A 26,952-nucleotide genomic window follows, 5' to 3' on the forward strand; every position below is an offset into this window, starting at 1 on the left:
GCGCCGTTGTCTGAAACGAAACGTGCGGAATTACTCCACCACCACCGGAATCTTGCCGATGCGGGCCTGCCATTCGCGCGGGCCGGTCTTGTGCACCGACTCGCCGGTGGAATCCACCGCCACGGTCACCGGCATGTCCTGCACGGTGAACTCATAGATCGCCTCCATGCCCAGGTCAGCGAAGCCGACCACCTTGGCCGCCTTGATCGCCTTGGACACCAGGTAGGCCGAACCGCCGACCGCCATCAGGTAGGCCGACTTGTTGTCACGGATCGCTTCGATCGCCGCCGGGCCGCGCTCGGCCTTGCCGACCATGCCCAGCAGGCCGGTCTGCTCCAGCACCTGGCGGGTGAACTTGTCCATGCGGGTCGCCGTGGTCGGACCGGCCGGGCCCACTACCTCGTCGCGCACCGGATCGACCGGGCCGACGTAGTAGATGAAGCGGCCCTTCAGATCGACCGGCAGTTCCTCGCCCTTGTTGAGCATGTCGACCATGCGCTTGTGCGCGGCGTCGCGACCGGTCAGCAGCTTGCCGTTGAGCAGCAGGGTCTGGCCCGGCTTCCAGCTGGCCACGTCCTCCGGGGTGATCGTGTCCAGGTCCACGCGGGTGCCCTTGGACGAATCGTAGGTCAGCTTCGGCCAGTCCTCCAGCGACGGCGGGTCCAGCATCACCGGGCCGCTGCCATCCAGGGTGAAGTGCGCATGGCGGGTGGCCGCGCAGTTAGGGATCATCGCCACCGGTAGGTTGGCCGCATGGGTCGGGTAGTCGTTGATCTTGATGTCGAGCACGGTGGTCAGGCCACCCAGGCCCTGCGCACCAATACCCAGCGCGTTGACCTTCTCGTACAGCTCCAGGCGCAGCTCTTCAATGCGGTTGGACGCACCACGGGCCTGCAGCTCGGTGATGTCGATCGGCTCCATCAGCGCTTCCTTGGCCAGCAGCATCGCCTTCTCGGCGGTGCCGCCGATGCCGATGCCGAGCATGCCCGGCGGGCACCAGCCGGCGCCCATGGTCGGCACGGTCTTCAGCACCCAGTCGACGATGGAGTCGGACGGGTTGAGCATGGCGAACTTGGTCTTGGCTTCCGAACCACCGCCCTTGGCGGCGACGATCACGTCGACAGTGTTGCCCGGCACCACCTTGACGTTGACCACGCCCGGGGTGTTGTCCTTGGTGTTGATGCGCTTGCCGGCCGGATCAGCCAGCACCGAGGCGCGCAGCTTGTTGTCCGGGTGCATGTAGGCGCGGCGCACGCCTTCATTGGCCATGTCTTCCACGCCCATGGTGGCGTCATCCCAACGCACGTCCATGCCGATTTCCAGGAACACGGTGACGATGCCGGTGTCCTGGCAGATCGGACGGTGGCCTTCGGCGCACATGCGCGAATTGATCAGGATCTGCGCCATCGCTTCCTTCGCTGCCGGCGACTCCTCGCGCTCGTAGGCGGCGGCAAGGTTCTTGATGTAGTCGACCGGGTGGTAGTACGAGATGTACTGCAGCGCGTCGGCGATGGACTGGATGAGGTCTTCCTGCTTGATCGATGTCACGACTTGCTCGCTTGCTGGAGGCTGGCGGGGTAATCCCCCATTTTACCCCCTCCCCGGCCGCGGGTAGAGTCGGTGGGGTCAGATCCCTTTCCCCTGGAAAGGGATCTGACCCCAATCCCGCTGAGATCCGGCCTGTAACCCTCTGTCACGCCGCGCCCCGCTGGCGCGTCCTTGCCCACATGAACGCCGAAACCGCTTTCCAGACCCACCGCCCGCGCCTGATGGCGCTGGCCTACCGCCTGCTCGGCAGCCGCGCCGACGCCGAAGACGTGGTCCAGGATGCCTGGCTGCGCTGGTCCAGGGCGGACCCGACCAGCGTCCGCGATCCCGAGGCGTGGCTGGTCACCACCACCACCCGGCTCGGCCTGGACCGGCTGCGCGCGGCCAAGCGCGAGCGCGTGCACTACGTCGGCCCATGGCTGGCCGAGCCGCTGGCGGTCAGCCTGGAGCCGGATCCGGCGCCCGGCCCGGCGCAGCTGCATGCGCTGGCCGACGACATCTCGGTCGCCTTCCTGACCCTGCTCGAACAGCTCGGCCCCGAGGAGCGCGCCGCCTTCCTGCTGAAGGAAGCCTTCGACCACGACTACCGCGAAATCGCCGAGCTGATCGGCCACAGCGAAGCCAACTGCCGCCAGCTGGTGCACCGTGCCCGGCAGCGCCTGCAGTCTGGGCGGCCACGCTTCAATGCCGATGCCAGCCAGCACCGGCAGCTGCTGGCACGCTTCATGGACGCCTCCCAACGCGGAGACAGCGAGGGGATCCAGGCCCTGCTGCACGCCAATGCGGTACTGGTTTCCGACGGCGGCGGCGTGGTTACCGCCGCGGTCCGCCCGCTGCTCGGCGCCGAACGCATCGGCCGCCTGTTCTGGGCCATCGCGCGCCGCGGTGCGGTGCATCCGGCGCAGCTGGGCTACGTCAACGGCGAGCCGGCGATCCTGCGCTTCATCGGTGATCGCCTGCACTCGGTCACCACCATCGAGGTGGTCGCTGGCCGCATCGCCAACGTGTACAGCGTGCTGAATCCGGAAAAGTTGCCGGGGGTTGTCACGCGCGGCGACACTGCGGCGTCCTGGTAGTGAAAGGCGGCCATCGTGGCCGCCGTGGAGCCGAAAATGTCCGACCACGCCTCTCCCCGCGTCCCTTACACCCGCCTGGCAGCCGAGGCCTTCAAGGGCCTGCTGGCCACCAGCCAGGCCGTACATGACAGCTCGATCGATCCGACCCTGATGGAACTGGTGTTCCTGCGCGTGTCGCAGCTCAACGGCTGCGGCTACTGCATGGACATGCATGCCACCACGCTGCGCAAGGGCGGCATCGAGCCGCGCAAGCTCGATACCCTGCCGGCCTGGCACGAAAGCCGCTTCTTCGATGCGCGCGAGCGTGCGGCACTGGGCTGGGCCGAGGCACTGACCCGCTTGACCGACGGTGCGCCGTCGCAGGCGGCGTTCGATGCGCTGGCGCCGCACTTCGATGAGAAGGGCATCAGCGACTTGAGCATGGGCATTGCGGTGATCAACGCCTGGAACCGGCTGGGCGCCGGGCTGCTGCCGCCGCTGCCGTAAAGGGAGGCAAGCCGGGCCAGGCAGGTTCTGCAGCTGTTGGTAGGTGTCGACCTTGGTCGACACGGTAGATCCACGCCATGCGTGGATGTGGTGGGTCGGATCCCTTCGCATTACGAAGGGCTCTGACCCGATCCGGGCAGATGAGGTCAGAGCCCTTTGCTCCACAAAGGGATCTGACCCCGGTGTCGGCCACACGGCTGCACTGACCCCATCTGCACGCGTCGGGCGCGCACAATACGCGCATGCCTGCTACCCCCACCGCCGGCGCTGCCGCCGCGAAGAAGCCCAGCCTGCGACAACGCTTCAAGGCGATGCGCAACCTGCCACCGTTCCTGCGCATGGTCTGGAAGACCAGCCCCACGCTCACCCTGGCCAGCCTTGGCCTGCGCCTGATCCGTGCGCTGCTGCCGGTGGCGATGCTCTACGTCGGCAAGCTGATCATCGACAGCGCCCTGCACCTGAGCCAGCACGACGCTGGCTTCCCGCCGCTAGGCGAGGCACTGTCCAGCGGCATACTGAATCCGCTGCTGGGCCTGCTGGCGCTGGAATTCGGCCTGGCCATCGCCTCGGATCTGCTCGGCCGGCTGGTCAGCTACGCCGATGCCCTGCTCTCGGAGCTGTTCGCCAACGTCACCAGCATCCGGCTGATGGAGCACGCTGCGACGCTGGATCTGGAGGATTTCGAAGACCCGGACCTGCAGGACAAGCTGGACCGAGCACGGCGCCAGACCATGGGCCGGATGAACCTGATGAGCCAGTTGTTCGGCCAGGTACAGGACGCGATCACCGTGGCCAGCCTCGCCATCGGCCTGCTGGTCTATGCGCCGTGGCTGATCCTGCTGCTGGTGCTGGCGCTGGTGCCGGCCTTCATCGGTGAATCGCACTTCAATGCGGCCGGCTACAGCCTCAACTTCCAGTGGACGCCGGAGCGCCGCCAGCTCGACTACCTGCGCCAGCTGGGTGCCAGCGTGGAAACGGCCAAGGAAGTGAAGATCTACAACCTGCATCGCTTCCTAGTGGAACGCTATCGCAGGTTGTCTGTAGCACTCTTCCAGGCCAACCGTGCACTGGCACGGCGGCGTGCGTTCTGGGGCACGCTGCTGGCTGCGCTGGGCACGCTGGGCTACTACACCGCGTACGCCTACATCGCGTGGCGCACGGTGCGCGGCGACTTCTCGATCGGTGACCTGACCTTCCTCGCCGGCAGCTTCCTGCGCCTGCGCCAGCTGCTGGAAGGCCTGCTGATCGGTTTCTCGCAGGTGGCCAGCCAGGCGCTGTACCTGGATGACCTGTTCTCGTTCTTCCAGATCCAGCCGGAAATCCATTCGCGCGAGGGCGCGGTACGCGTGCCGCAGCCGATCCGCCAGGGCTTCGTGTTCGAGAACGTCGGCTTCCGCTACCCCGACGCCGAACAGTGGGCGGTACGCCACCTCGATTTCCAGCTGCAGGCCGGCGAAGTGCTGGCCCTGGTCGGCGAGAACGGCGCCGGCAAGACCACCCTGGTCAAGCTGCTGGCGCGGCTGTACGAACCGGACGAGGGCCGCATCCTGCTCGATGGCCGCGATCTGCGCGACTACGACCTGGACGACCTGCGCGCCAACCTCGGGGTGATCTTCCAGGACTTCGTGCGCTACAACCTCAGCGCCGGCGAGAACATCGGCGTCGGCCAGGTCGAGGCGATGGACGATCAGGCACGCATCGCCGACGCCGCGCGGCGCGGCATGGCCGAGGAAGTGATCGACGACCTGCCCGGCGGCTACAACCAGCTGATTGGTCGCCGCTTCAAGCAGGGCGTGGACCTGTCCGGTGGCCAATGGCAGAAGATCGCCATCGCCCGTGCATGGATGCGCAATGCGCAGGTGATGATCCTGGATGAGCCAACGGCGGCGCTGGATGCGCGAAGTGAGTTCGAGGTGTTCCAGCGGTTCAGGGAACTGGCGGATAATCGCACCGCAGTGCTGATTTCCCACCGCTTTTCCTCGGTACGCATGGCTGATCGCATCCTGGTGCTGGCCGATGGCCGGATCGAGGCCAGCGGCACCCACGAGCAGCTGATGGCCGAGGGCGGTCGTTATGCCGAGCTGTTCGAGCTGCAGGCGGCCGGTTACCGCTGAGAACGCCTCTCGTTCCGCCTAATGAGAACCTGTCTCATTTGAGATAGAATCACCCCGACGACTTCCGATAGATACGCCCATGTCCTCCGCTTTTGGCGCCGAAACGGTGCTTGAGGTCCGTCATTGGACCGATGCCTACTTCAGCTTCACCCTCACCCGCGACAGCGGTTTCCGCTTCGAGAACGGCCAGTTCGTGATGATCGGCCTGGAAACCGAGGCGCGGCCGCTGCTGCGTGCGTATTCCATCGCCAGCGCCAACTGGGAAGAGCATCTGGAGTTCTTCAGCATCAAGGTGCAGGACGGCCCGTTGACCTCGCGCCTGCAGCACATCAAGCCGGGTGACAAGGTGCTGGTCGGCAAGAAGCCCACCGGCACCCTGCTGATCAGCGATCTGCACCCCGGCAAGAACCTGTATCTGCTGGGCACCGGCACCGGCATGGCGCCGTGGCTGTCGGTCATCAAGGACCCGGAAACCTACGAGCGCTTCGAGAAGGTGATCCTCTGCCACGGCGTGCGCTACGAGAAGGATCTGGCCTACCGCGACTATTTCGAGAAGGAACTGCGCGAGCATGAGTTCCTGGGCGAGATGATCGGCGACAAGCTGCTGTACTACCCGGCCGTCACCCGCGAGCCGTTCGCCAACCAGGGCCGCCTGACCCAGCTGATGGCAAGCGGCGAGATGCAGCGCACCCTCGGCCTGCCGGAGCTGAGCCCGGAGAACGACCGCGCGATGATCTGCGGCAGCCCGCAGATGCTGGCCGACCTGCGCAGCGTGCTCGATGCCCGTGGCTTCCAGGTCTCGCCGCGTATCGGCCAGCCGGGCCACTACGTGTTCGAGCGCGCGTTCGTCGAGAAGTAAGCAAAAAAGGGGACGGAGGGGATTAAGTCGTTTGTGCACAAACGACTTAATCCCCTCCGTCCCCTTTTTGGGTTCATCTCACAGCAGCGCTTCGATCTCGCCGCGCAGCTGCTCCGGCTTGGTGGTGGGCGCATGCCGCGACACCACCTGCCCCTGGCGGTCGACCAGGAACTTGCTGAAGTTCCATTTGATGCGGGCGATGCCCAGCAGCCCGCGCTTCTCGTGTGACAGCCATGCCCACAGCGGGTCGGCACCCTCGCCATTGACCTCGATCTTCTGCGACAGCGGGAAGCTGACCGGGTAATCGATCGAACAGAACTGGCGGATCTGTGCGGCATCACCGGGTTCCTGCGCGCCGAACTGGTTGCAGGGAAAGCCGATCACCACCAGGCCGCGATCACGATAGTCCTGCCACAGCTGTTCCAGCCCGGTGTATTGCGGGGTGAAGCCACAACGGCTGGCCACGTTGACCAGCAGCAGCGGACGGCCCTGGTACTGCGCCAACGCCTGCGGCTGGCCGTCGAGGTCGCGGAAGCTGAAGTCGTAGGCAGTGGTCATGGCAGCGGGCCGTGGGCGGTGAATGCATGGTACCTGCGCCCAGCCCCGGCAACATGCCTTTTGACACAAGTGCGGGCGCCGCGGGCCGGGTTACCCTCGGGCCCTTGTTTGCCTTACCGGAGTATCGACCTTGACCACCCGCCTTGCCCTTGCCGTGGCCATGACCCTCGGCCTTGCCCTGCCCGCCTATTCGGCCAGCGCCGCCGCCCCGGCCACCGCTGCCAATGCCCAGCAGGCCAATCCGTTCTTCGCCGACAGCCCGCTGCCGCTGCATTTCCCGCAGTTCGACAAGATCAAGGACAGCGACTTCGCCCCGGCCTTCGACGCCGGCATGGCGCAGCAGCTGAAGGAAGTGGAGGCGATTGCCAACAACAAGGCCAAGCCGACCTTCGACAACACCATCATCGCCCTGGAAAAGAGCGGTGACACCCTGGACCGCGCGACCACCGTGTTCTTCAGCCTGGTCGGCGCCGACACCAACGACACCCGCAAGAAGCTGCAGGCCGACTATTCGGCGAAGTTCGCCGCGCACAGCGATGCGATCGCGCTGAACGGCAAGCTGTTCGCGCGCATCCAGGCGCTGTATGACAGCCGCGCCACCCTGGGCCTGGACGCTGAAGGCGTGCGCTTGGTCGAAAAGTACTACGACAACTACGTGCGCGCCGGCGCCAAGCTGTCCGAGGCCGACAAGACCAAGCTGAAGGAAATGAACGCGGAGCTGGCCAACCTCGGCACCAAGTTCAGCCAGAACGTGCAGTCGGAAGTGAACGCTTCGGCGATCACCGTCAATGACGTCAAGGAACTGGACGGCCTGTCCAAGGAGCAGATCGCCGCCGCTGCCGAAGCTGCCAAGGCCCGTGGCCTGGACGGCAAGTACGTGATCACCCTGCTCAACACCACCGGCCAGCCGCCGCTGACCAACCTGGCCAACCGTGCTCTGCGCCAGAAGATCTACGAAGCGTCCACCACCCGCGGCAGCCGTGGCGGCGAGTTCGACAACACCGCGCTGGTCGCGCGCATCATGCAGCTGCGCGCCGACAAGGCCAAGCTGATGGGCTTCCCGAATTTCGCCGCCTACAACCTGACCAACCAGACCGCCAAGACCCCGGAAGCGGTCAACGCGATGCTGGGCAAGCTGGCCCCGGCCGCCGTGGCCAATGCCAAGCGCGAAGCCGCCGACCTGCAGGCGATGATCGACAAGGAACAGAAGGCCGCGCGCAAGCCGACCTTCCAGCTGGAACCGTGGGACTGGGCCTTCTACAGCGAGAAGGTGCGCCAGGCCAAGTACAACTTCGACGAGTCGCAGCTGAAGCCGTACTTCGAGATGAAGAACGTGCTGGAGAACGGCGTGTTCTACGCCGCCGGCCAGGAATTCGGCCTGACCTTCAAGCAGCGCACCGACCTGCCGGTCTACCACGATGACGTCACCGTCTACGACGTGTTCGACGCTGACGGCAGCCAGCTGGCGATCTTCATCTTCGACCCGTATGCACGCGCCTCCAAGCGCGGCGGTGCGTGGATGAACTCCTACGTCTCGCAGTCCAAGCTGACCGGCTTCAAGCCGGTGGTCGCCAACCACCTGAACATCCCGAAGCCGCCGGCCGGCCAGCCGACCCTGCTGACCTGGGACGAGGTGAACACCACCTTCCACGAGTTCGGCCACGCCCTGCACGGCATGTTCTCCAACGTGAAGTACCCGTACTTCTCGGGCACTTCGGTGCCGCGTGACTTCGTCGAGTTCCCCTCGCAGGTCAACGAGATGTGGTCGGATAATCCGGTCATCCTGAAGAACTACGCCAAGCACTACCAGAATGGTTCGGCGATGCCGCAGGCACTGCTGGACAAGGTGCTGGCCGCTGCCAAGTTCAACCAGGGCTTCGCCACCACCGAGTACCTGGGTGCGGCCATGCTTGATCAGCGCTGGCACCAGATCAGCGCCGACCAGGTGCCGGCCGCCAAGGACGTGATGGCCTTCGAGCGCGCCGCGCTGGAGAAGGACGGCATCTACTACGCGCCGGTCCCGCCCCGCTACAAGACCCCGTACTTCAGCCACATCATGGGCGGCTACTCGGCCGGCTACTACGCCTACATCTGGTCGGAAGTGCTCGACGCCAACACCCAGAAGTGGTTCAAGGACAACGGCGGCCTGAGCCGCAAGAACGGCGACCACTTCCGCGCCACCCTGCTGTCCAAGGGCGGCAGCGTGGATGCCATGCAGCTGTTCCGCGATTTCGCCGGCCACGAGCCGCAGATCGAACCGCTGCTGGAAAAGCGTGGCCTGACCGGCGCCGGCAACTGATCGCCCGCGCGGTAGCCTGAAACGAAAACCGCCCGGGAGACCGGGCGGTTTTTTGTTGGGGCATCCACGCATGGCGTGGATCTACTGGAGTGCGTCATGTGTGGATCGATGATGCCGGGGTTCGTGGCGCGAATGGATCGTGCCGACCAACGGTCGGCACCCACCAGTAGATCCACGCCATGCGTGGATGCTCTCCGGTCACCGCCGAAACAGTCGCTCCCACCACCGTCCTTTCGGCGTACCGGGCGTGGCAGCGGCAGTCGATGCGATATCCGGGTGCGCTGCCACGAACTCCGCCAGCTGTGCCGCCGCGGCCTCCGCATACAGCATCGCGCCATCCGGCGCGCAGTTCAGCAGATTGCTCAAGCTGGTCGATGCATTGAGATCCATCGGGTTCGGCTCGACCACCTCGCTGGCCTCCAGCAGTCCACAGCCCTTGGCGATGGCATCATCGACAACACGCCAGAAAACGACCAGGCGTCCATCGGAGAACAGCTCCTCCAGGCGCGCAGCCAGTGCGCTGTCCACTGCATGATCAGCGCGTAACTGCTTCAGCCGGGCATGCGTGATGAACACGCCACCACCATAGTTTTCACGTAGATGGTTGCTGGCGGCAGCATCCGCCCACTGCAACGGCACCAGTTGCCGCCAGTCCGCGAAGTAGCGGGCGACCACCGGATCGTCGATGAAAAACGAAAGGGCGCTCCCGCGGAGATAGTGATACCGCCGAAAGTGGCCGGCCACGATCGCCAGGTACAAAGCGTGCCCCTTCTCGAAAGGCACTTCTGCGCTGATCGAGCGAGCCTCCTGGATGCGCTCCTGCAGCTGCTCCATGTAGAACGGCTCGATCTGGAACCGCTGCTGCAGCTCGGCGACCAGCGCGCCATCCTCAAGCACACGGAAATAAATGTCACGGATCTCGGATTCCGCAATCGGATGATAGGTGATGTCCCAACCCATGCTGCGATGCCTTCAGTGAAGCGGTGATGCCGCTGGTCGACAAGTCTAGCGCCCACGTCACTCCAGCCAGGCACAGCGCCGACAACGCTCGCGCATGACGTCAAGCGATGTCGCTTCTTCCACGATCCGCACCATCGGTCGCGCAGGGCAGAAGTGCAGCCTCAACGCGGCGCCACGTACCCACCCGGCACGCCCTCCGGCGACAGCACCAGCTGCCACAGCTGCGCGTGCCGGCAACGGAAGGTGGCCATCGACCCGGCCAGGTAGAAGCGCCACATGCGGCGGAAATGCTCGTCGTAACGTTCGTCCAGCCGCGGCCACGCTGCTTCCACGTTGCGCCGCCAGGCCTGCAGGGTCAGGTCGTAGTCGGTGCCGAAGTTGTGCCAGTCCTCCAGCACGAAACGGCCTTCGAACGCCTTGGTGATCTGCACCGCCGATGGCAGCATCGAGTTGGGGAAGATGTATCGCGCGATCCAAGGATCGGTGCGATGCCGCGAAATGTTGGTGCCGATGCTGTGCAACAGCAGCAGGCCGCGTGACGACAGGCAGCGCCTGGCCACCTCGAAGAAGCTGGCGTAGTTCTTGTCGCCGACGTGCTCGAACATGCCGATCGAGAAAATCGCATCGAACGGCTCGTCCAGTTCACGGTAGTCCTGCAGGCGGATCTCGATCGGCAGGCCGGCGCATAGTTCGCGCGCGAACTCGGCCTGCTCCTGCGAAATGGTCACACCTACTCCGCTGACGCCGTAGCGCTCGGCGGCAAACTTCAGCGCTTCGCCCCAGCCGCAACCGATATCCAGCACACGCTGGCCCGGGCGCAGGCCCAGCTTGCGGCAGACCAGGTCGAGCTTGGCTTCCTGCGCAGCGTCGAGATCGCCGGCATTGCGCCAGTAGCCACAGCTGTAGACCAGGCGCTGGCCAAGCATGGCCTGGTAGAGATCGTTGCCGAGGTCGTAGTGGCGGCGACCCACCTCGTAGCTGCCCTGCCCCACCTGCAGGTTGAACAGGCGCGCCTTCAGTGCATCGGCCACTTCGCGCCAACCGTGCACCCGTTCGTCCAGGTGCGCCTGCATCAGGTGGACAAGGAAGTCGTCCAGGACGTTGGCATCCCACCAACCGTCCATGTAGCTCTCGCCGAGGCCAAGCGAGCCGTGCGCCATGACCCGCGCGAAGAAGCGCGGGTCATGCACCTGGATATCCTGTGGCTGGGTACCGCCGATGCGGACCCCGGCTTCCTGCAGCAGGCCGGCGACCCGCTCCTGCAACCCTGTATCCACGCCACCTCCTCGACTGCGGTCAACCGCGTGCGAACAGCTCCACGTAGTCCTTGGCCACGTGCGGCAACAGCACCGCCGCCGGTACATCGGCGGTCTGGGTGCCGTCCGAGTATGGACCCACCTGGTACGGCGGGAAAACAAAGCGCAGCGCGGTGATCTGCCCCTTGTCGTCGGTGAGCGGCTGGAACTGGCTGAAATTGTCGGCCTGCGGGCCGGTGCCGTCGGCAATCATGCGCGATGCGTTGCGCAGCGATTCCTGCAGCTGGGCCGGATCCATGTCCTCACCGCTGAGGCGGGTGGCCACGCGTTCGCGCAGCTGGTCGGCGACGAAGTCACTGATCGCCTTCCAGCCCTTGGCATCGGCCACCAGCTTTTCGGCGCTGAGCATCTGCTGGTGCTGCGGCAGCCACACGAAGCGCGCCACCAGCGGCTCACCGTGGGCGCCACCGGTATAACGGCTGCCATCGGCACTGACCACCACCAGCTGCGGGGTTTCCAGCAGCTTCTCGAAGCTCAGCGACAGCTCGTAGGGCATGGTCGGCTTGTCGTTGCCCAGCCCGTCCAGCGCCTGCTGCAGATCGCTGCGTGCATTGGTGGCGTAGCCTTGCAGCGCGCGCGCCAGGCCCGGGTAACGGTCGATGCCGGCCGGATAGCTGATGCCCACCACTTCGCGCTCGTTGTTCTCGATCACATCGCGCAGGTCCAGCGGCGCTTCCGCAGCCGGCGTTTCACCTGCCGCAGTGGCCTCGGCGGCAGGCGCCGCGTCGGTCGCCGCTGCCGGCTCGCTTTCACGCTGGCAACCGGCCAGCAACAGCACGCCCACCACGCCGGCCAGCACGCTGCCGTGCAGTGGCCGGTTGTTTCCAATCTTCATCGGGATCCCCTGTTCATGTTTGTACATCATCGCCTGCCATGGCTGAAGCGTGACCCGCTGGCGTTCAGCCAACGAGCAGGTCGTGATACTCCTCGTGCCGCTGCAGGAAGGCCTCGGCGTACGAACACGCCGGCACTACCTTGTACTTCTGTTCGCGGGCGAAACGCAGCGCGACGCGGGTCAACTCACCGGCAATGCCACGGCCGGCGATCGGCTCGGGGACTTCGGTGTGGGTGATGACCATGCGCCTGCGCTTGATCTGGTAGTCGAGCACCGCCAGCTGTCCTCGCACGCGGGCGGTGAAGCGGTGGCTGGCCAGATCATGTTCGACCTCGTAGGCCAGACCGGGGGGCGTGACCGAAGCCATGGAGCTGTCTCCTGCGACGACTGCGTGGATGGTGCGCAGCCGGGCGCCATGATCGCGTGAAGCCTGAACAGGGGCAAGTCCGATCCATTCACGTCAGTTCCCGACCCTCAAGCTGGAGGGCGGGCGGCCGCTATCGCATGTGGAGGGGTACGGCCAGGCTGGCACGACCCTTGCGACCGTTGACCATGCGCACCACCGTGGAGGCTCCCATGCACCCCAGCGATACCCATTCCGATACCGACCGTGCCCTGCTGGAGGGCCTGCTGCAACTGGCGGTGGAAGGGCAGACCGAAGACCAGGATTTCCAGCGCATCGGCGAGGAGGTATTCGCTCGCCTGCAGGACACCTACGGCCAGCAGACCCGCGCCTGAACAGGAGCGGGGGCCAACCCGGGGCCGGATCCAGCGGACCCGACCCCAGCCACCTTCAACCGCCGCCGAGGCGGAAAGTCGGGTTGGAGAGTTCGCGCAGGAAGTGGTTGAAGATGCTCGGCTGCATGGCCAGCATGAAGATCACGCCGAATGCCGCGCCGGCCAGGTGCGCACTGTGGTTGATGCGGTCGCCGCCACGCTTGTCCATCCAGATGCTGTAGCCGACGTAGAACGCGGCATACACGATGGCCGGTGCCGGGATGAAGAACACCAGGATGATCGACCACGGCTTGATCAGGATGAAGGCGAACAACACCGCCGACACCGCACCCGACGCACCCAGGCTCAGGTAGTTCGGGTTCTTCTGGTTCTTCAGGTAGCTGGGCAGGATCGAAACCACCAGCGCACCGATGTAGAACGCCGGGTAGGTCAGGTAGCTGCCGGTCAGCTGCACCATCACGCTCTCGATGAAGCCCCCGAAGAAGAACAGGGTGATCATGTTGAAGATCAGGTGCGACCAGTCGGCATGGATGAAGCCATAGGTCACCAGGCGGTCGTACTGGCGGTGGCGGTCCACTGCCGGCGGCCACAGGATCAGGCGGTCGGCCAGCTTGCGATTGTTGAACGCCATCCACGACAGGATGGCGGTGACGGCGATCAACAGCAGATTGACGGGGGTCATGTCAGGCTCAGGCGCTACGGTAGTTGTCGACCATACGATAGCGTTTTGCGTACCAACCGAAAGCCAACGCCGCGATGAAAGCGAAACCGGCGAAGAAGAACATCAGGAACGCCGCCTCGCTCAGCCCGGTTCCGGCAATCTGGTGGGTCACCGTGTCGTTGCGCACCGCGGCGTTGGACAGCAGTACCCACAGGTTGCCGATGGTGGTGGTCAGGTTCCAGAAGCTCATTACCACGCCCTTCATGGCCTGCGGCGCCTGGCTGTAGGCAAACTCCAGGCCGGTGGCCGAGACCAGCACCTCACCGAAGGTCAGCAGCGCATACGGCAGCATCTGCCAGAAGATCGACATCGCATTGCCGCCATCCATCACCACCTGGATGCCACCCACCACGATCCAGGCCAGGCCACTGAAGGCGATACCGGCGGTCATGCGGCGCAGCGCGGTCGGTTCGAAACCGAAGCGGCGCAGGGCCGGGTACAGCACCAGGTTGTTGAACGGAATCAGGATCATCACCAGCAGCGGGTTCAGCGCCTGCATCTGCGAGGCGGTGAACCAGCTCGGCATCTGCATCTGCTGGCCCTGCAGGACCCAGGTCGAGGCCTTCTGGTCGAACAGCGAGAAGAACGGCGTGGTCAGCGCGAAGATCACCAGCACACGCAGCACCGAACGCACGCCTTCCACGGCTTCGGCCGGATGCTGGCCGCGGGCGCGGTCCAGCTGCAGCCAGGTGCCGCCACCGATGCCAGCGAGGATGGCGACCAGCGCCAGGCACAGGCAGATCACAATGCCGAGCGAACCGACCAGGCCGAACGAGGCTGCCGCCAGCACCAGGCCGAGCACAGCGATCACCAGGCCCGGACGCCCCTGGCCGGCGACGCGCGCGGTCAACGCGGTGCGTACCACGTTGGCGAACGAATGCGGGTCCTTCGGCGGCAGCGGCACCAGCACGTAGCGCTTGCGGCCCAGCCAGAACACGAAGGTGGCAATGAACATCAGGATGCCCGGGATGCCGAACGCCCACTGCGGGCCCCAGTTCTTCAGCACCAGCGGGATCAGCAGCGAGGCGAACAGCGAGCCGAAGTTGATGATCCAGTAGAAGGCGTCGAAGACGATCTTGGCCAGGTGCTTGTTGCTCTGGTCGAACTGGTCGCCCATGAACGAGGCCACCAGCGGCTTGATGCCACCGGCACCGAGCGCGATCAGGCCCAGTCCGAGGAAGAAGCCCTCGCGGCTGTTCTCGAACAGCGCCAGGCACAGATGGCCGGCGCAGTAGACCAGGCTGAACCAGAGGATGGTGTGGTACTTGCCGAAGAACCTGTCGGCCAGCCAGCCACCGAGCAGCGGGAAGAAATACACGCCGATCATGAAGCTGTGCATGATGTCCTTGGCTTCACCGGCACGGCCTTCCGCAGTGATTTCCTGCAGCAGCAGCGAGGTGATCAGGAACTGCACCAGGATGTTGCGCATCCCGTAGAAACTGAACCGCTCGCAGGCCTCATTGCCGATGATGTACGGGATCTGGCGCGGCATCTTTCCCTGGCCGGCGATGGGGGCAACTGCGTCGTGGCTCATCCTGTAAGGCAATCCTGCAAAGCGAAAGGCGCAAGATTACCGGAAGCAGGGCTTGCGAAGCACGCTGCAGGGCTGCATGACAACGGTGCCAATCCATGGCAGGCAGCGACACTCCGTGTCGGAAGTCACGGCACCTGCACGACAAAAGCGTAAACTTATCGTTATGCGCCCCCTCGCCCCCGCCCGTCTCCTGCTCAGTTGCCTGGTGCTGCTGATGGCGTTGCAGGCACAGGCGCGGCCGCAGGCAACGGCCACCGCCAGCGAGAGCGAGCCCCGGCAACTCACCGTGGCCGCGCTGGAACTGCCCAGCCGCGATGACGCGCAATGGAAGTTGCGCCGTGAGCAGGTCGCACAGTTGCTGACCGATCTGCAGCCGGACGTGATCTCGGTGCAGCAGGTGCTGCAGCAGCAGGGCCGCAATCCGGCCTGCTGGCTGGCCAGCCGGCTGCGCTACAGCTGCGACTTCGTTACCGCCGATCCGCCCAGCCAGCCGTTGCGGCATGGCAACGCGATGCTGACCCGGCTGCCGGTCAGCGAGGATGGCGTGACCCTGCTGCACCCACCCGGCACCTTCAGCGCCGCCGGCATGATGCGGCTGAAGCTGGGCGAGGCACTGGTCAACATCTATGTGGCACGGCTGCGCCCGGACCCGGACGAGGCCACCGCCCGCCAGCATCAGACCAGCGACCTGATGACCTGGATCGGCGCCACCGCCGAGGGCATGCCCAGCCTGATCGCCGGCGATTTCTCCGCCAACACGGTGGAACTGGTGCGCAGTACGCCCGGCTTCCAGCCGGCCCGGCGCAATCCCGGCGGCCGCGCCGAGGCGCCTGCGGCCAGTGGCGGTGGCACCAGTGGCCATGGCCTGGATGTGCTGTTCCAGGTCAAGCATTTCGGCGGCATCCGCCAGCAGCCGATCCTGCTGCCAGCCGACGGCGACCTGCCCGGCCTGCGCCTGGGCGTGATGGCCACCCTGCGGCTGCAGGGTGATACGGCCAAGGCCGAATAGGTAGTGCCGGCCGCTGGCCGGCTCCTCGGGTACCACACGATTGCCGGCCAGCGGCCGGCACTACCGCATGACTCCTGCAACAGAAAAGGCCGGGGTCTCCCCCGGCCTTCTCAGTTCATCCCGTTACCGCGATCAGGCGATCGCTTTCTGGTAACGGCGCTCGACTTCGTTCCAGTCGATGACGTTGAAGAACGCGCCGATGTATTCCGGACGACGGTTCTGGTACTTCAGGTAGTACGCGTGTTCCCACACGTCCAGGCCGAGGATGGGGGTGTTGCCTTCCATCAGCGGGCTGTCCTGGTTGCCGGTGCTCTCGACCACGACCTTCTTGTCCGGGGTCACGCTCAGCCACGCCCAGCCGCTGCCGAAACGGGTCAGCGCCGCCTTGGTGAAGGCGTCCTTGAACTTGTCGAAGCCGCCCAGGTCCTTGTCGATGGCCTTGGCCACGTCGCCCACCGGGTTGCCGCCAGCATTCGGAGCCATCACGGTCCAGAACAGCGAGTGGTTGGCATGGCCGCCACCGTTGTTGCGCACCGGACCCTGCAGGTTCTCCGGCAGCGACTTGAGCTTCTTCACCAGTTCTTCGACCGGCAGGTCAGCGTACTCGGTGCCTTCCAGCGCCGCGTTGACGTTGTTGATGTAGGTCTGGTGATGCTTGGTGTGATGGATTTCCATCGTCGCAGCATCGATATGCGGTTCCAGCGCGTCGTAGGCGTAGGACAGCTTGGGCAGGGTATAGGCCATGATGCATCTCCTGATTGCGAGGGCACCCGACGGTGTCGGGCGTTGCGCGGTGAATGATGGGGACAGAGCGCCAGATTACCAAGGGGGATGTAAAGGAAATTGCGTCCTGCCGGTGAGCATGACGGCAATTGTTACGCAGCGGTGACGCATCGCCTTCCTCATGCACCGTGCAGCGCACAGGCGCTACAGTGCGTGCACCACCCTCGCCCGCCACTGCCCATGCGCAACCCCCGGCTGCTGATCACCGCCATCGCCCTGCTCGTGCTCGGCCTGGTCGTCAACCATTTCATGCAGCGGCCTCCGGCGCCGCAGTTCGCACCGGACCTGCAGAGCGCGCCCGCTGCACGCACAACGCCTGCACGCAGCAGCAATGACAGCGGCCTGCCGGCCTTCCTGCCCGCCGAGGCACGCCAGACCATTGCCCTGATCCAGCGCGGCGGTCCGTTCCCGCATCGCCAGGACGGCAGCACCTTCGGCAACCGCGAGCAGCGCCTGCCGCAGCGACCGCGCGGCTACTATCGTGAGTACACCGTCGATACCCCCGGCGCGCGCACCCGTGGCGCTCGTCGCATCGTCACCGGTGGCGATCCGCCGGAGGCGTGGTACTACACCGACGACCACTACGCATCGTTCCGCAGTTTCACCGTACCGGCCCCGGGAGCGCAGTAATGAGCCACGACGATTTCGGCCTCGGCCTGCACGACATCAACAATGCAGGCGTCTATGCCATCGACAGCGACGACATCAGCGCACTGGCTGCAGCGATGCGCGATGCCGGCCTGAAGGTGATCCGCATCGACCTGGATGGCGTGGCCGACAAGCGCACCCTGCTCGCCCGTCTGGCTGCGCAGCTGGATTTCCCGGCGGGATTCGGCGGCAACTGGGATGCGCTGTCGGACAATCTGCGCGACCTGCAGTGGCTGCCGGCCAACGGCTATGCGCTGTTCCTGGCCGATGTCGACGCATTCCGTGCGGCCACGCAGAAGGATTTCGATACCCTGCTGGACGTGATGGACGAAGCCAGCCGCGACTGGGTCGGCCGTGACGTACCGTTCTGGGTGTTCCTGTCGCAGAGCGCGTGAGGTCGATGCCCCGGTAGATGCCGACCTTGGTCGGCATGCGCTGATGCCTTGGTAGATGCCGACCTTGGTCGGCGTTTCTGTGCCAACCAAGGTTGGCACCTTCCAAAGCGCGAGCCGCCCAGCGTGCGGGGCGCGGCCCCCTGCCTAGCGGCTGCCGTTATCTTCTTGCAGCTCTTTCTTGAACGGGATGTCCGGCGGTGGTCGCGCCACGGCCGGCTGGTCCTGCATGTTCGGGTTGGTCAGCCCGCAGCCGCCGCCCGCCTGCAGGATCGAGATCACGCAGGAGATCTTCGAATTCGTACCCGGCAATGGAATCTCCATCGCCTTGATGCCCTTGCGCACCCATTCGGCCAGCAGCGATTCCTGCGGCACCCAGTACTTGTCGAACGAGGTGGGCGTGTAGTCGTAAGGCGGTCGCTTCAACCAGGTGCCCGATTGCGCGATGCGCTCCTTGCTCCAGCCATCGTTGGCGCCACCGGGCGCACCGCGCTCGGCACGACCCTCGCCTTCCTGGCCCGGCACGCGGACGCTGCCATCGGCATTGAAAAGGCCACTGCCCTTGCCGGCGGTGCTGGCCTGGCGGGCGCCATTGTCGGCGCCGTCATGGTTGCGGCTTGACGCGCCCCAGTCATCACCCTTGGCGGGCGTGGCCCAGTTGCCCGGATTGGGCGCCGGGCGCGCCCCAGCCTGAGCCGGGGTCGTGCTGGATGCAGCAGGCCGCGCAGTACTGCTGCTCGCCTGCGTCGCGCTGCCATTGGCTACCGGCGCGGGCGTTGCCGCGGGCGCATTCCCACTGGAAGACGATGGGGCCGCCGCCGGTGCCGAGGCTACTTCGCGCTCGCGCACCTGTACGTCACGACCCGCCGGCGCATGCACCGCCGGTTCACGACCGGCGACGGTTGCCATCCGCACCTGCGGATCGACCACCGCCTGCACTTCACGCTCGCGCACTTGCACGTCGCGCTGCGGCACGCGCACCTGCACGTCGGCCGTGCGCAGCGGCTGCGGCGCAACCGGCGCGTCGACCGTACTGACTTCGCGCTCCTGCACTTGGATCTCGCGCAACTGCGGCGATCGCACCGCAACCTCAGGCGCCTGCACCGTAGTGGGCGTCGGCGTTGCCTGCACTGGCTGCACGCTGCGCTCGTGCACCGTGGGCGTGGTATCGCGCGGCACGATGCTGACCTCGGTGCGCGGCACGCTGACCGGTGGCACCACGAAATCGGTGCTGGCCTGGGCCACTTCGGTAGCCTGCACCGGCGACGGCGGCGGCGCGGCAACCGGTGCGGGTTCGGCTTCGGCCGGCGGCGACGGCATGCTGGCTGTCGGTGCTGGAGCCGGTGCGGGTGCGGGCGACGACGCGGCCGCAGGACGCGGCTCAGGTGCAGTCGCCGTCCCTGCTTCCTGGCCGACGGCAACCTGGCCGGCCTGTGCCGCCGCAGCCGCCTCGGCACCCGGCTGATCGCCCCCGCCTTCCTGGCTCGCGCGACCCACGAACTCCACCTGCACACGCTCGCCTTCGGCACCTTCCTGCTCCGGCTCGGTGGTGCGGATCACGGCAACCCACAGCAACAGTACGAAGAACAGCAGGTGCAGCAGCGCACTGGCCAGTGCCGAGATCCAACGCATCCAGCGCTGGTCGCGCGGCGCCGCATCCCAGTCCTGCCAGAACAAGCGGCGCAGCGCCTGCCAGGGGGACAACGCAGGCAACCGGCCAGGCGGGCCAGGCAGCGGGCGCGGCAGCAGTACCGCAATGACATCGCGGGCGTGCAATGGTCGCGGCAGCGGGCCCAGCGAGCGCAGCCACAGCGCCCAGCCATACGGCAGGCGCGTGGTTTTTTCGAGGACGGCGCTTGGCTGCTGGCGCGCCAGCAGAAGATCGATGAGTTGCTCGGCCCGGGTCAGAGGCACGCGTCAGCGATCAGGCGGCGTTGCCGCGAGGAATATACGGCGCGTGGCCACTGTCGTGGTCGGTCGCGTCACGCACAGCGGTGACGCCCGGCACGCGGCCCATCAGGGTCTTCTCGATACCCTGCTTGAGGGTCACATCGGCCATGCCACAGCCCTGGCAACCACCACCGAAGCGCAGCAGCACCACGCCTTCAGCCGAGACTTCCTGCACCGCTACCTTGCCGCCATGCGACGCCAGCTGCGGGTTGATTTCGTTTTCCACCACCCAGTGCACGCGCTCCACCAGCGAGGCGGCATCACCGGGCGCTTCGCCCTTGATGCGCGGTGCCTTGATGGTCAGCTGCTGGGCGCCCGCGGTACCGGCGACGATGTCGATCTCGGCACCGTCAAGCCAACCCACGCTGGCTGCATCGACGTAGAGGGTGAAGCCATCGCAGTCCACCGCCCACTCGTCACCAAGCAGGTCGCTCGGCTCGGCGAACTCCAGCCGGGCATCGGCGCGCGGGGTACCGGGATCGACCGCGCTCAGGCGCACGCCCATGCCGGGCGCGCCCTCGCGTTCGATCAGCTTGCGGAAATGGGTCTGGGCAGTGTCGGAGATCTGGATCATCAGGCTATTCTAGCCAAGTAAGCGTCAGCCGCTCATTCGGTTTATACACCGTCCGGCGCATTGTTCAGTCAACACGAGGTGGAGATTCCCATGGCCGACCTGATTCCGCTGGCCCAGGCCCGTTGCGTGCCGCGCAAAGGCAGCGACCACAAGCTCGGCGAAGCCCGCCTGGCCGAACTGTTGCCGCAGGTTCCCGGCTGGGAGCTGAGCGAGGGAGGCCAGGCGCTGCTGCGCACCTTCCGCTTCAAGAACTACTACGCCACCATGGCCTTCGTGAACGCGCTGGCCTGGATTGCCCACCACGAGGACCATCACCCGGACCTGGGCGTGCACTACGACCGCGCGGTCGTGCGCTTTTCCACCCACGACGTGGGCGGCCTGAGCGAAAACGACTTCATCTGCGCGGCCAAGACTTCGGCCCTGACGGAGCAACTGCCATGAACGTACGCCTGCTGAGCCTGTCCCTGATCGCTGCGACCGGCCTGGCCGGTTGTGGCGCGTCCGAACCGGCGGCCCCGCCACCGCCGCCGCCGACCGAAGTGGCTGCGGTTAAGACGCCGCCGCCGCAGTACCCGCTGGAACTGGCCTGCATGGGCGTGGGGGGTACCAGCACCTTCAAGGTGACCATCGGCACCGACGGCAAGCCCAGCGAGGTCGCCCTGCTGACCGGCGCCGGCAACCCGCAGCTGGACGAACTGGCCAAGACCGCGGTACAGGGCTGGCAGTTCAACGCCGCCACCCGCAATGGCCAGCCGGTGCCCGCCACCATCCAGGTGCCGGTCAGCTTCAACCCGCCGCAGCCGAAGCCGGACCAGTGCTTCGCGGTCGAAGAACGCCTGCGCCGCGGCGGCTGATCGCCCGCACCCGACGAGGCCAGCCGACGCCCGCCTCGCCCTTGCCGCCCCGGCCCTGTCCGGGGCGGTTGTCTGTTGACCAGGATCGCGTCGGTACATGCTGCAGATTCCCCCCGAAAATGTCTGGATCGCGCTGGCGGTCACCCTCGCGGCCGGCCTCGCCACCGCCATCGGCAGCCTGCTGGTGCTGTTCTCGCGCCGACCCAATCCGCGCCTGCTGGCGTTCGGCCTGGCCTTCGCCGGCGGCGCGATGGTCTATGTGTCGCTGTCGGAGATCCTCAACAAGTCCATTGCGTCGTTCGCGCTGGCCTATGGCGAGCGCACCGGCTTCACCTACGGCACCCTGGCCTTCCTGCTGGGCGTGATCGTGATCGTGCTGATCGACCACTTCATCCCCAACCCGCATGACAGCCTGGACAAACAGGACCCGGCGTTCCGCGAGAACAGCCGCGAGTACCTGAAGCGTGTCGCCCTGCTGACCTCGATCGCGATCACCGCGCACAATTTCCCGGAAGGACTGGCAACGTTCTTCGCGACGCTGGAGAGCCCGTCGGTGGGCATGCCGCTGGCCTTCGCCATCGCCATCCACAACATTCCCGAGGGCATCGCCATTGCGGTGCCGGTGTACTTCGCCACCCAGAACAAGTTCTACGCGTTCAGTGCCAGCCTTCTGTCCGGCCTGGCCGAACCGGTGGGTGCGGCGCTTGGCTACTGGCTGCTGTCCGGATCACTGTCGCACGCCACCTTCGGCTGGGTGTTCGGGCTGATCGCCGGTGTGATGGTGTTCCTGGCGCTGGATGAGCTGCTGCCGGCGGCCAAGCGCTATGCCAAGGGCCACGAAACGGTGTATGGGCTGGTGGCAGGCATGGGCACGCTGGCGATCAGCCTGGTGCTGTTCAAGTGGTGAGCGGCCCCGCAAGCCGCATCCACGCATGGCGTGGATCTACCGGCCCCAGGTAGCGCCAGGCCATGCCTGACGGCAGTGACCGGCACCACCTTCAGCGAAGCCGGTCCAGCGCCTCGACCAGCTCATCGGCCAGCGGCGCGCTCAGCACGTAAGGGGTCTTGCCCGCGTCCAGCGCGAACTCCAGCGAGGCTGCGTGCAGGAACAGGCGTTTCAGCCCGATCTGCTCACGAAGCCGCTTGTTCACTGCCGGATCGCCGTATTTATCGTCACCGGCCACCGGATGCCCCAGATGCTGGGCGTGCACGCGGATCTGGTGGGTGCGACCGGTTTCGATGCGCACCTCGCAGTACGAATGACCACCGCGACGCTCCAGCACGCGGAAGTGGCTGATCGATTCCTTGCCGATCGCATTGACCTGCACATGGCGCTCGCCGCCCTGGCGCAGGCCCACGTGCAGCGGCGCATCGACGGTCATCACGCCGTCGGGCATGCGCCCGGCCAGCAGGGTCAGGTAGCGCTTGCGGATACCGGCACCATGGTCTTCACGCAGCAGTGCCTGCAGCTCGCTCAGTGCCGAGCGCTTCTTGGCCACGATCAGCAGGCCCGAGGTGTCGCGATCCAACCGATGGACCAGCTCCAGGGTCTGCCCCGGGCGCAGGGCGCGCAGGGTCTCGATGGCGCCGAAGCTGATGCCGCTGCCGCCGTGGCTGGCCACACCGGTTGGCTTGTTCAGGGCCAGCAGACGGGCATCCTCGAAGACGATGGCCTGCTCCAGGCGGCGCATGAACGCCTCCGGCGGACCGGCCTTGTCTCCTTCCTCAGTGAGACGAACCGGCGGCACGCGCACCTCGTCACCGGCCTCCAGCTTCCGCTCGGCCTTGGCGCGGCCGCCATTCACCCGCACCTGGCCGCTGCGCACCAGCTTGTAGACCAGGCTGCGCGGGGCGCCCTTCAGTTGGCCGAGCAGGAAATTGTCCAGGCGCTGGCCGGCGCGGTCGGCGGGAACGGTGATCATGCGCACGGAAGGCTTGTCGCCAGCGGGCTTGGTGGGGTCTTGGGCGGTCATCAGGCTGTTTATTCTGTTACACTCGGGGGGCGATATAAGGGATTGATTTCGTTGGAAGTTACTCAGGGCCAGAAGCCCAGCTTCCGACGAATCCGGCACAGTGCGCGACCACCGCCCGCGGGGCGGCCATGTTAGCGGCTCACCGGCCTTCCCGGCCATCGCCGGATGTCTGACACACAACCGTGCTGAACATGTCCCGCGTGGCGCTCCAGCCTGGCTGACAGCTGCCTGCGGCCTGTAACACCCCAAAACCCATAAGAGTGAAGCGCTCCCGCGGCCTGCCGTGGTGTCGTAGCGCTGGAAACCCAAGCCGCCCTCCCCGCGCTTGCGCGAATGGGCGGCGAACCGTGTCCAGAGGCGAAACCCCATGGCGTTCCGCGCGGTAGCCGCTTGCGAGGAACGCAACAATGAAGCGAATGCTGATCAACGCCACGCAGGCTGAAGAGCTGCGTGTTGCCATCGTGGATGGCCAGTCGTTGTATGACATCGACATCGAACAGCCGTCGAAGGAACAGAAGAAGTCCAACATCTACAAGGGCCGGATCTTCCGCATCGAGCCCTCGCTGGAAGCGGCCTTCGTTGAATACGGTGGCGGCCGCCATGGCTTCCTGCCGCTGAAGGAAATCTCCCGCGACTACTTCCAGGCCGGTGTCGACCACAACAAGGCCGGCATCCGCGAGCTGCTGAGGGAAGGCCAGGAAATCGTCGTCCAGGTGGACAAGGAAGAGCGTGGCAACAAGGGCGCTGCCCTGACCACGTTCATCTCCCTGGCCGGCCGCTACATGGTGCTGATGCCGAACTCGCCCAGCGCGGGCGGTGTCTCCCGTCGCATCGAAGGCGAAGACCGGGCCGCCCTGAAGGACGCCCTGGACAAGCTCAATATCCCCGACGACATGGGCGTGATCATCCGCACCGCCGGCGTCGGCCGCGATGCCGAAGAGCTGCAGTGGGATCTGGATTACCTGCTGAACGTCTGGCGCGCCATCGCCGAAGCGGCGCTGAGCAAGCCGGCCCCGTTCCTGATCTACCAGGAATCGCGCCTGATCGTGCGCGCCCTGCGTGACTACCTGCGTGCCGACATCGGCGAGATCCTGGTGGACACCGAGGAGATGTACGAGCACGCCAAGGAGTTCATGCAGCAGGTGATGCCGCAGACCCTGCGCAAGCTCAAGCATTACAAGGACGACATCCCGCTGTTCAACCGCTTCCAGATCGAATCGCAGATCGAGGGCGCCTACGAGCGCAACGTACGCCTGCCGTCGGGTGGTTCGATCGTGGTCGACCAGACCGAAGCGCTGACCGCCGTCGACGTGAACTCCTCGCGCGCCACCAAGGGCAGCGACATCGAGGACACCGCCTTCCAGACCAACCTGGAAGCGGCCGAGGAAGTGGCCCGCCAGCTGCGCCTGCGCGACCTGGGAGGCCTGGTGGTCATCGATTTCATCGACATGGCCTCCAACAAGCACCAGCGTGAGGTCGAGAACCGCCTCGCCAACGCGCTGAAGTACGACCGTGCACGCGTGCAGGTCGGCCGCATCTCGCGCTTCGGCCTGCTGGAAATGAGCCGCCAGCGCCTGCGCCCGAGCCTGGGCGAGTCGAGCCAGATCGTCTGCCCGCGTTGCGACGGCCACGGCCGCATGCGCAGCGTCGAGTCGCTGTCGCTGTCGATCATCCGCGTCGCCGAAGAGCACGCGATGAAGGAGAACACCGGGCAGGTGCTGGTGCAGGCCCCGGTGGAGATCGCCAATTACCTGTTGAACGAGAAGCGCAGCGCTCTGCGCGAGATCGAGCAGCGCCATGAGGCGCCGATCGTGATCGTCGCCGATGAGCAGCTGCACACCCCGCACTACGCCGTCACCCGCCTGCGCGACAACGAGCTGGGTGAGGAAAGTGGCAGGCCGAGTTACCAGCGCGGCACCCCGCGCAAGCTGCCGGTGCACGCGCTGACCAAGGGCCAGCTGAACATCCCGCCGCCGATGGTGACCCAGGTCAAGCACAACTCCCCCGCCCCGGTGCGTGAGGAAGTTGAGCCGGCTGCAGCCCCGGCTCCGGCACCAGTGGCCGCGGTCGCTCCGGCCGCAGCCGCCAGTGGTGGCGTCGTCGGCTGGCTGAAGCGCATCTTTGGCGGCGAGCCGGCACCGGCGCCCGCACCGGCTCCGGCCGCACGCCAGCCGCAACAGGACGGTGGCCGCCGTGACCGCAACAAGGATCGCAACAAGGACCGCAAGGACCGTCGCGATGACAGCCGCGGCAACGGCAATGCGCAGCAGCAGAAGGACGGCGGCAACCGCAAGGACCGCGGTGAGCAGCGCAAGGACGGCCGCCAGGGTGGCAACGGCGCCAATCCTGGCACTGGTAATGCCCTGCAGCAGCAGGGCAAGCAGAAGGATCAGCAGAAGGACGGCCAGCAGCAGCCGCAGCAGAACAAGCCGCGCAACGAACCGCAGGCCCAGAACCCGCAGCAGCAGCCGAAGCTGAAGCAACCCCGGCAGCCGCGTCCGCAGCAGGACGGCGACAAGCCGGCCGAGAAGCCGCAGCGCAACGCCGCCGAAGCCGCTGCTGAAGGAGCACCCGCGGCCGCTGCGGTGACCGCGACGGCGGTCGTCGCCAATACCGTGACCGCGCAGGAAGCCACTGCACCGGTTGCGCCGGTTGCCACTGCCGCACCGGTGGACGCCGCACCGGTGGTCGAGACCGCCATGGCCGCAGGCACCGAGGCTGAAGCCGCTGTCGTGACCGGTGAAGAGGCCACGGCCGAGGCCACGGGCGACCAGACTGGCGAAGGCGCGAGCCGTCGTCGTCGTGGCCGTCGTGGTGGCCGCCGTCGCCGCCGCGGTGGCGCCGAGAACGCGACCGGCAATGACGCCCTGGGCGACGACCAGGACGACGGTGACGAAGGCGATGACGCCGACGGCACCGAACCGAACGTCGGCAACACCAGCGAAGCCGCTCCGGTCGCCGTCAGCCAGCCGGTCCGTTCGCAGCCGGAGTTCGATTTCGACGACGAGGCCGAACCGGCCGCCGTCGAAGCAGAGAAGCCGGCCCGTGCCGCCGCAGCCGTCGTGGCCGCGCCGGTCGCGGTGGTAAGCAGCGCTGTGGTCGAAGCCGCCGTTCCGGCCGTCGCCGAGACCGCAGCCCCGGTTGAGACCATTGCCAAGCCCGAAACGGCGTCCTCGCCGGTGCAGACCAGCATGCTCGACGCCATCGACGCAGCCACCCCGGCACAGCCGGTCGTCGTTGCCGCCCCGGTGGCAGAAGTGAAGCCGGTCGTGGAAGACGTCGCTCCGGTGATCGAAGCGAAGCCGGTGGTGGTTGAAGCCGCTCCGGTGGTTGAGTCGAAGCCGGTGGTGGTTGAGGCGGCTCCGGTCGTGGAATCGAAGCCGGACGTTGTTGAAGCCGCCCCGGTGGTTGAAGCGAAGCCGGTCGCGGTTGAAGCTGCCCCGGCGGTTGAAGCGCCGCAGGTCGTCGAGACCGCGCCGATCGCTGAACAGCCGGTCGCTGCGGTAGTGGTGGAAGCCGCGCCGGTGGAAGCCGCTGCACCGGTCGCCGAGGCGGTGGTGACGCCGTCGATCGACCCGGTCGCCGATGGCCACGCCGATGCGGCCGCCCAGGCTGCTGAAGCCAAGACCGACGAAGAAGACGAAGAGGCTGCCAAGCGCACGCCGCCGGCAAACTGATCGATCTTTGATCGCGTGAAAACAAAACGGCGGGGATCGATGATCCCC

Annotated in this window: 25 protein-coding genes; 13 read left to right on the plus strand and 12 right to left on the minus strand. The window is 66.2% G+C overall.

Annotated features, from left to right (window positions below; all coding sequences use genetic code 11):
• Positions 1-30 precede the first annotated feature (30 nt).
• Complete coding sequence (locus AC3ITW_RS14745) at positions 31-1,548, minus strand: fumarate hydratase (RefSeq protein ID WP_006377486.1); 1,518 nt, start codon at positions 1,546-1,548, stop codon at positions 31-33.
• Positions 1,549-1,727: 179 nt separating this feature from the next.
• Between AC3ITW_RS14745 and AC3ITW_RS14750 the strand changes: the two genes are divergently transcribed.
• The 4 genes from AC3ITW_RS14750 to AC3ITW_RS14765 all read left to right on the plus strand — a co-directional run bounded on the left by AC3ITW_RS14750 (position 1,728) and on the right by AC3ITW_RS14765 (position 6,083).
• Positions 1,728-2,624: an RNA polymerase sigma-70 factor gene (locus AC3ITW_RS14750; RefSeq protein ID WP_154354781.1), complete on the plus strand. Its 897-nt coding sequence runs from the start codon at positions 1,728-1,730 to the stop codon at positions 2,622-2,624.
• A gap of 36 nt (positions 2,625-2,660) precedes the next feature.
• Entirely contained in the window at positions 2,661-3,110 is a 450-nt protein-coding gene (locus tag AC3ITW_RS14755; RefSeq protein WP_012511595.1) for a carboxymuconolactone decarboxylase family protein, read from the plus strand.
• A 242-nt stretch (positions 3,111-3,352) separates the two neighbouring features.
• Positions 3,353-5,224, plus strand: coding sequence for an ABC transporter ATP-binding protein (locus AC3ITW_RS14760; protein WP_006377523.1), 1,872 nt, complete (start codon positions 3,353-3,355; stop codon positions 5,222-5,224).
• 79 nt (positions 5,225-5,303) lie between these two features.
• Entirely contained in the window at positions 5,304-6,083 is a 780-nt protein-coding gene (locus AC3ITW_RS14765) for a ferredoxin--NADP reductase (protein WP_012511596.1), read from the plus strand.
• Positions 6,084-6,161: 78 nt separating this feature from the next.
• On the opposite strand, the gene AC3ITW_RS14770 is transcribed toward AC3ITW_RS14765, so the two are convergent.
• Positions 6,162-6,641, minus strand: coding sequence for a glutathione peroxidase (locus AC3ITW_RS14770; RefSeq protein ID WP_032971418.1), 480 nt, complete (start codon positions 6,639-6,641; stop codon positions 6,162-6,164).
• Between the two features lie 130 nt (positions 6,642-6,771).
• Between AC3ITW_RS14770 and AC3ITW_RS14775 the strand changes: the two genes are divergently transcribed.
• On the plus strand, positions 6,772-8,940 hold the full coding sequence (locus tag AC3ITW_RS14775) for a M3 family metallopeptidase (protein ID WP_489389676.1): 2,169 nt from the start codon (positions 6,772-6,774) through the stop codon (positions 8,938-8,940).
• Positions 8,941-9,138: 198 nt separating this feature from the next.
• On the opposite strand, the gene AC3ITW_RS14780 is transcribed toward AC3ITW_RS14775, so the two are convergent.
• The 4 genes from AC3ITW_RS14780 to AC3ITW_RS14795 form a co-directional block, all read right to left on the minus strand.
• Entirely contained in the window at positions 9,139-9,900 is a 762-nt protein-coding gene (locus AC3ITW_RS14780) for a hypothetical protein (RefSeq protein ID WP_006377581.1), read from the minus strand.
• A gap of 161 nt (positions 9,901-10,061) precedes the next feature.
• Entirely contained in the window at positions 10,062-11,177 is a 1,116-nt protein-coding gene (cfa, locus tag AC3ITW_RS14785) for a cyclopropane fatty acyl phospholipid synthase (RefSeq protein WP_012511599.1), read from the minus strand.
• A 19-nt stretch (positions 11,178-11,196) separates the two neighbouring features.
• Positions 11,197-12,078 (minus strand): DUF3298 and DUF4163 domain-containing protein, encoded by an 882-nt coding sequence (locus AC3ITW_RS14790; protein WP_012511600.1) that lies wholly within the window; start codon positions 12,076-12,078, stop codon positions 11,197-11,199.
• Positions 12,079-12,115: 37 nt separating this feature from the next.
• Complete coding sequence (locus tag AC3ITW_RS14795) at positions 12,116-12,418, minus strand: GNAT family N-acetyltransferase (protein ID WP_006377679.1); 303 nt, start codon at positions 12,416-12,418, stop codon at positions 12,116-12,118.
• Between the two features lie 209 nt (positions 12,419-12,627).
• Here AC3ITW_RS14795 and AC3ITW_RS14800 point away from each other — a divergent pair, with 209 nt between their 5' ends.
• Positions 12,628-12,789, plus strand: coding sequence for a hypothetical protein (locus AC3ITW_RS14800; RefSeq protein ID WP_012511601.1), 162 nt, complete (start codon positions 12,628-12,630; stop codon positions 12,787-12,789).
• A gap of 55 nt (positions 12,790-12,844) precedes the next feature.
• Here the strand turns inward: AC3ITW_RS14800 and AC3ITW_RS14805 are convergent, their stop codons facing one another.
• Positions 12,845-13,471: a rhomboid family intramembrane serine protease gene (locus AC3ITW_RS14805; protein ID WP_006377680.1), complete on the minus strand. Its 627-nt coding sequence runs from the start codon at positions 13,469-13,471 to the stop codon at positions 12,845-12,847.
• Positions 13,472-13,478: 7 nt separating this feature from the next.
• Positions 13,479-15,044: a POT-type proton-dependent oligopeptide transporter gene (locus AC3ITW_RS14810; protein WP_006377682.1), complete on the minus strand. Its 1,566-nt coding sequence runs from the start codon at positions 15,042-15,044 to the stop codon at positions 13,479-13,481.
• A 163-nt stretch (positions 15,045-15,207) separates the two neighbouring features.
• On the opposite strand from AC3ITW_RS14810, the gene AC3ITW_RS14815 reads away from it, so the two are divergent.
• Positions 15,208-16,053: an endonuclease/exonuclease/phosphatase family protein gene (locus AC3ITW_RS14815; protein ID WP_032971448.1), complete on the plus strand. Its 846-nt coding sequence runs from the start codon at positions 15,208-15,210 to the stop codon at positions 16,051-16,053.
• Between the two features lie 132 nt (positions 16,054-16,185).
• Here the strand turns inward: AC3ITW_RS14815 and AC3ITW_RS14820 are convergent, their stop codons facing one another.
• Positions 16,186-16,797: a superoxide dismutase gene (locus tag AC3ITW_RS14820; RefSeq protein WP_414606363.1), complete on the minus strand. Its 612-nt coding sequence runs from the start codon at positions 16,795-16,797 to the stop codon at positions 16,186-16,188.
• Between the two features lie 219 nt (positions 16,798-17,016).
• Here AC3ITW_RS14820 and AC3ITW_RS14825 point away from each other — a divergent pair, with 219 nt between their 5' ends.
• Positions 17,017-17,466, plus strand: a complete 450-nt coding sequence (locus tag AC3ITW_RS14825) for a guanyl-specific ribonuclease (RefSeq protein WP_180889269.1) — start codon at positions 17,017-17,019, stop codon at positions 17,464-17,466.
• The gene (locus tag AC3ITW_RS14830; RefSeq protein ID WP_006377729.1) at positions 17,466-17,879 is read left to right on the plus strand and encodes a barstar family protein; all 414 of its coding nucleotides are present in this window, start codon (positions 17,466-17,468) and stop codon (positions 17,877-17,879) included. The genes AC3ITW_RS14825 and AC3ITW_RS14830 overlap by 1 nt, the downstream gene beginning before the upstream one ends.
• A gap of 144 nt (positions 17,880-18,023) precedes the next feature.
• Here AC3ITW_RS14830 and AC3ITW_RS14835 read toward each other — a convergent pair whose 3' ends face one another.
• Positions 18,024-19,790 (minus strand): ribonuclease E domain-containing protein, encoded by a 1,767-nt coding sequence (locus AC3ITW_RS14835; RefSeq protein ID WP_197584976.1) that lies wholly within the window; start codon positions 19,788-19,790, stop codon positions 18,024-18,026.
• A 10-nt stretch (positions 19,791-19,800) separates the two neighbouring features.
• Positions 19,801-20,400 carry an NfuA family Fe-S biogenesis protein gene (locus AC3ITW_RS14840; RefSeq protein WP_006377738.1) on the minus strand — a complete coding sequence of 200 codons (600 nt, stop codon included), beginning with the start codon at positions 20,398-20,400 and terminating at the stop codon, positions 19,801-19,803.
• Positions 20,401-20,490: 90 nt separating this feature from the next.
• On the opposite strand from AC3ITW_RS14840, the gene AC3ITW_RS14845 reads away from it, so the two are divergent.
• The 3 genes from AC3ITW_RS14845 (at position 20,491) to zupT (ending at position 22,161) form a co-directional block, all read left to right on the plus strand.
• A complete protein-coding gene (locus AC3ITW_RS14845; protein ID WP_006377739.1) occupies positions 20,491-20,841 on the plus strand; it encodes a 4a-hydroxytetrahydrobiopterin dehydratase in 351 nt (116 codons plus the stop codon).
• Entirely contained in the window at positions 20,838-21,254 is a 417-nt protein-coding gene (locus tag AC3ITW_RS14850; protein WP_012511608.1) for an energy transducer TonB, read from the plus strand. The genes AC3ITW_RS14845 and AC3ITW_RS14850 overlap by 4 nt, the downstream gene beginning before the upstream one ends.
• Before the next feature lie 97 nt (positions 21,255-21,351).
• On the plus strand, positions 21,352-22,161 hold the full coding sequence (zupT, locus tag AC3ITW_RS14855; protein WP_006456115.1) for a zinc transporter ZupT: 810 nt from the start codon (positions 21,352-21,354) through the stop codon (positions 22,159-22,161).
• Between the two features lie 91 nt (positions 22,162-22,252).
• On the opposite strand, the gene AC3ITW_RS14860 is transcribed toward zupT, so the two are convergent.
• Positions 22,253-23,227, minus strand: coding sequence for an RluA family pseudouridine synthase (locus AC3ITW_RS14860; RefSeq protein WP_100434994.1), 975 nt, complete (start codon positions 23,225-23,227; stop codon positions 22,253-22,255).
• 407 nt (positions 23,228-23,634) lie between these two features.
• On the opposite strand from AC3ITW_RS14860, the gene rne reads away from it, so the two are divergent.
• A complete protein-coding gene (gene rne / locus AC3ITW_RS14865; RefSeq protein WP_489389677.1) occupies positions 23,635-26,904 on the plus strand; it encodes a ribonuclease E in 3,270 nt (1,089 codons plus the stop codon).
• Positions 26,905-26,952 lie beyond the last annotated feature (48 nt).

The sequence above is a fragment of the Stenotrophomonas sp. KH_052 genome (assembly GCF_057838755.1).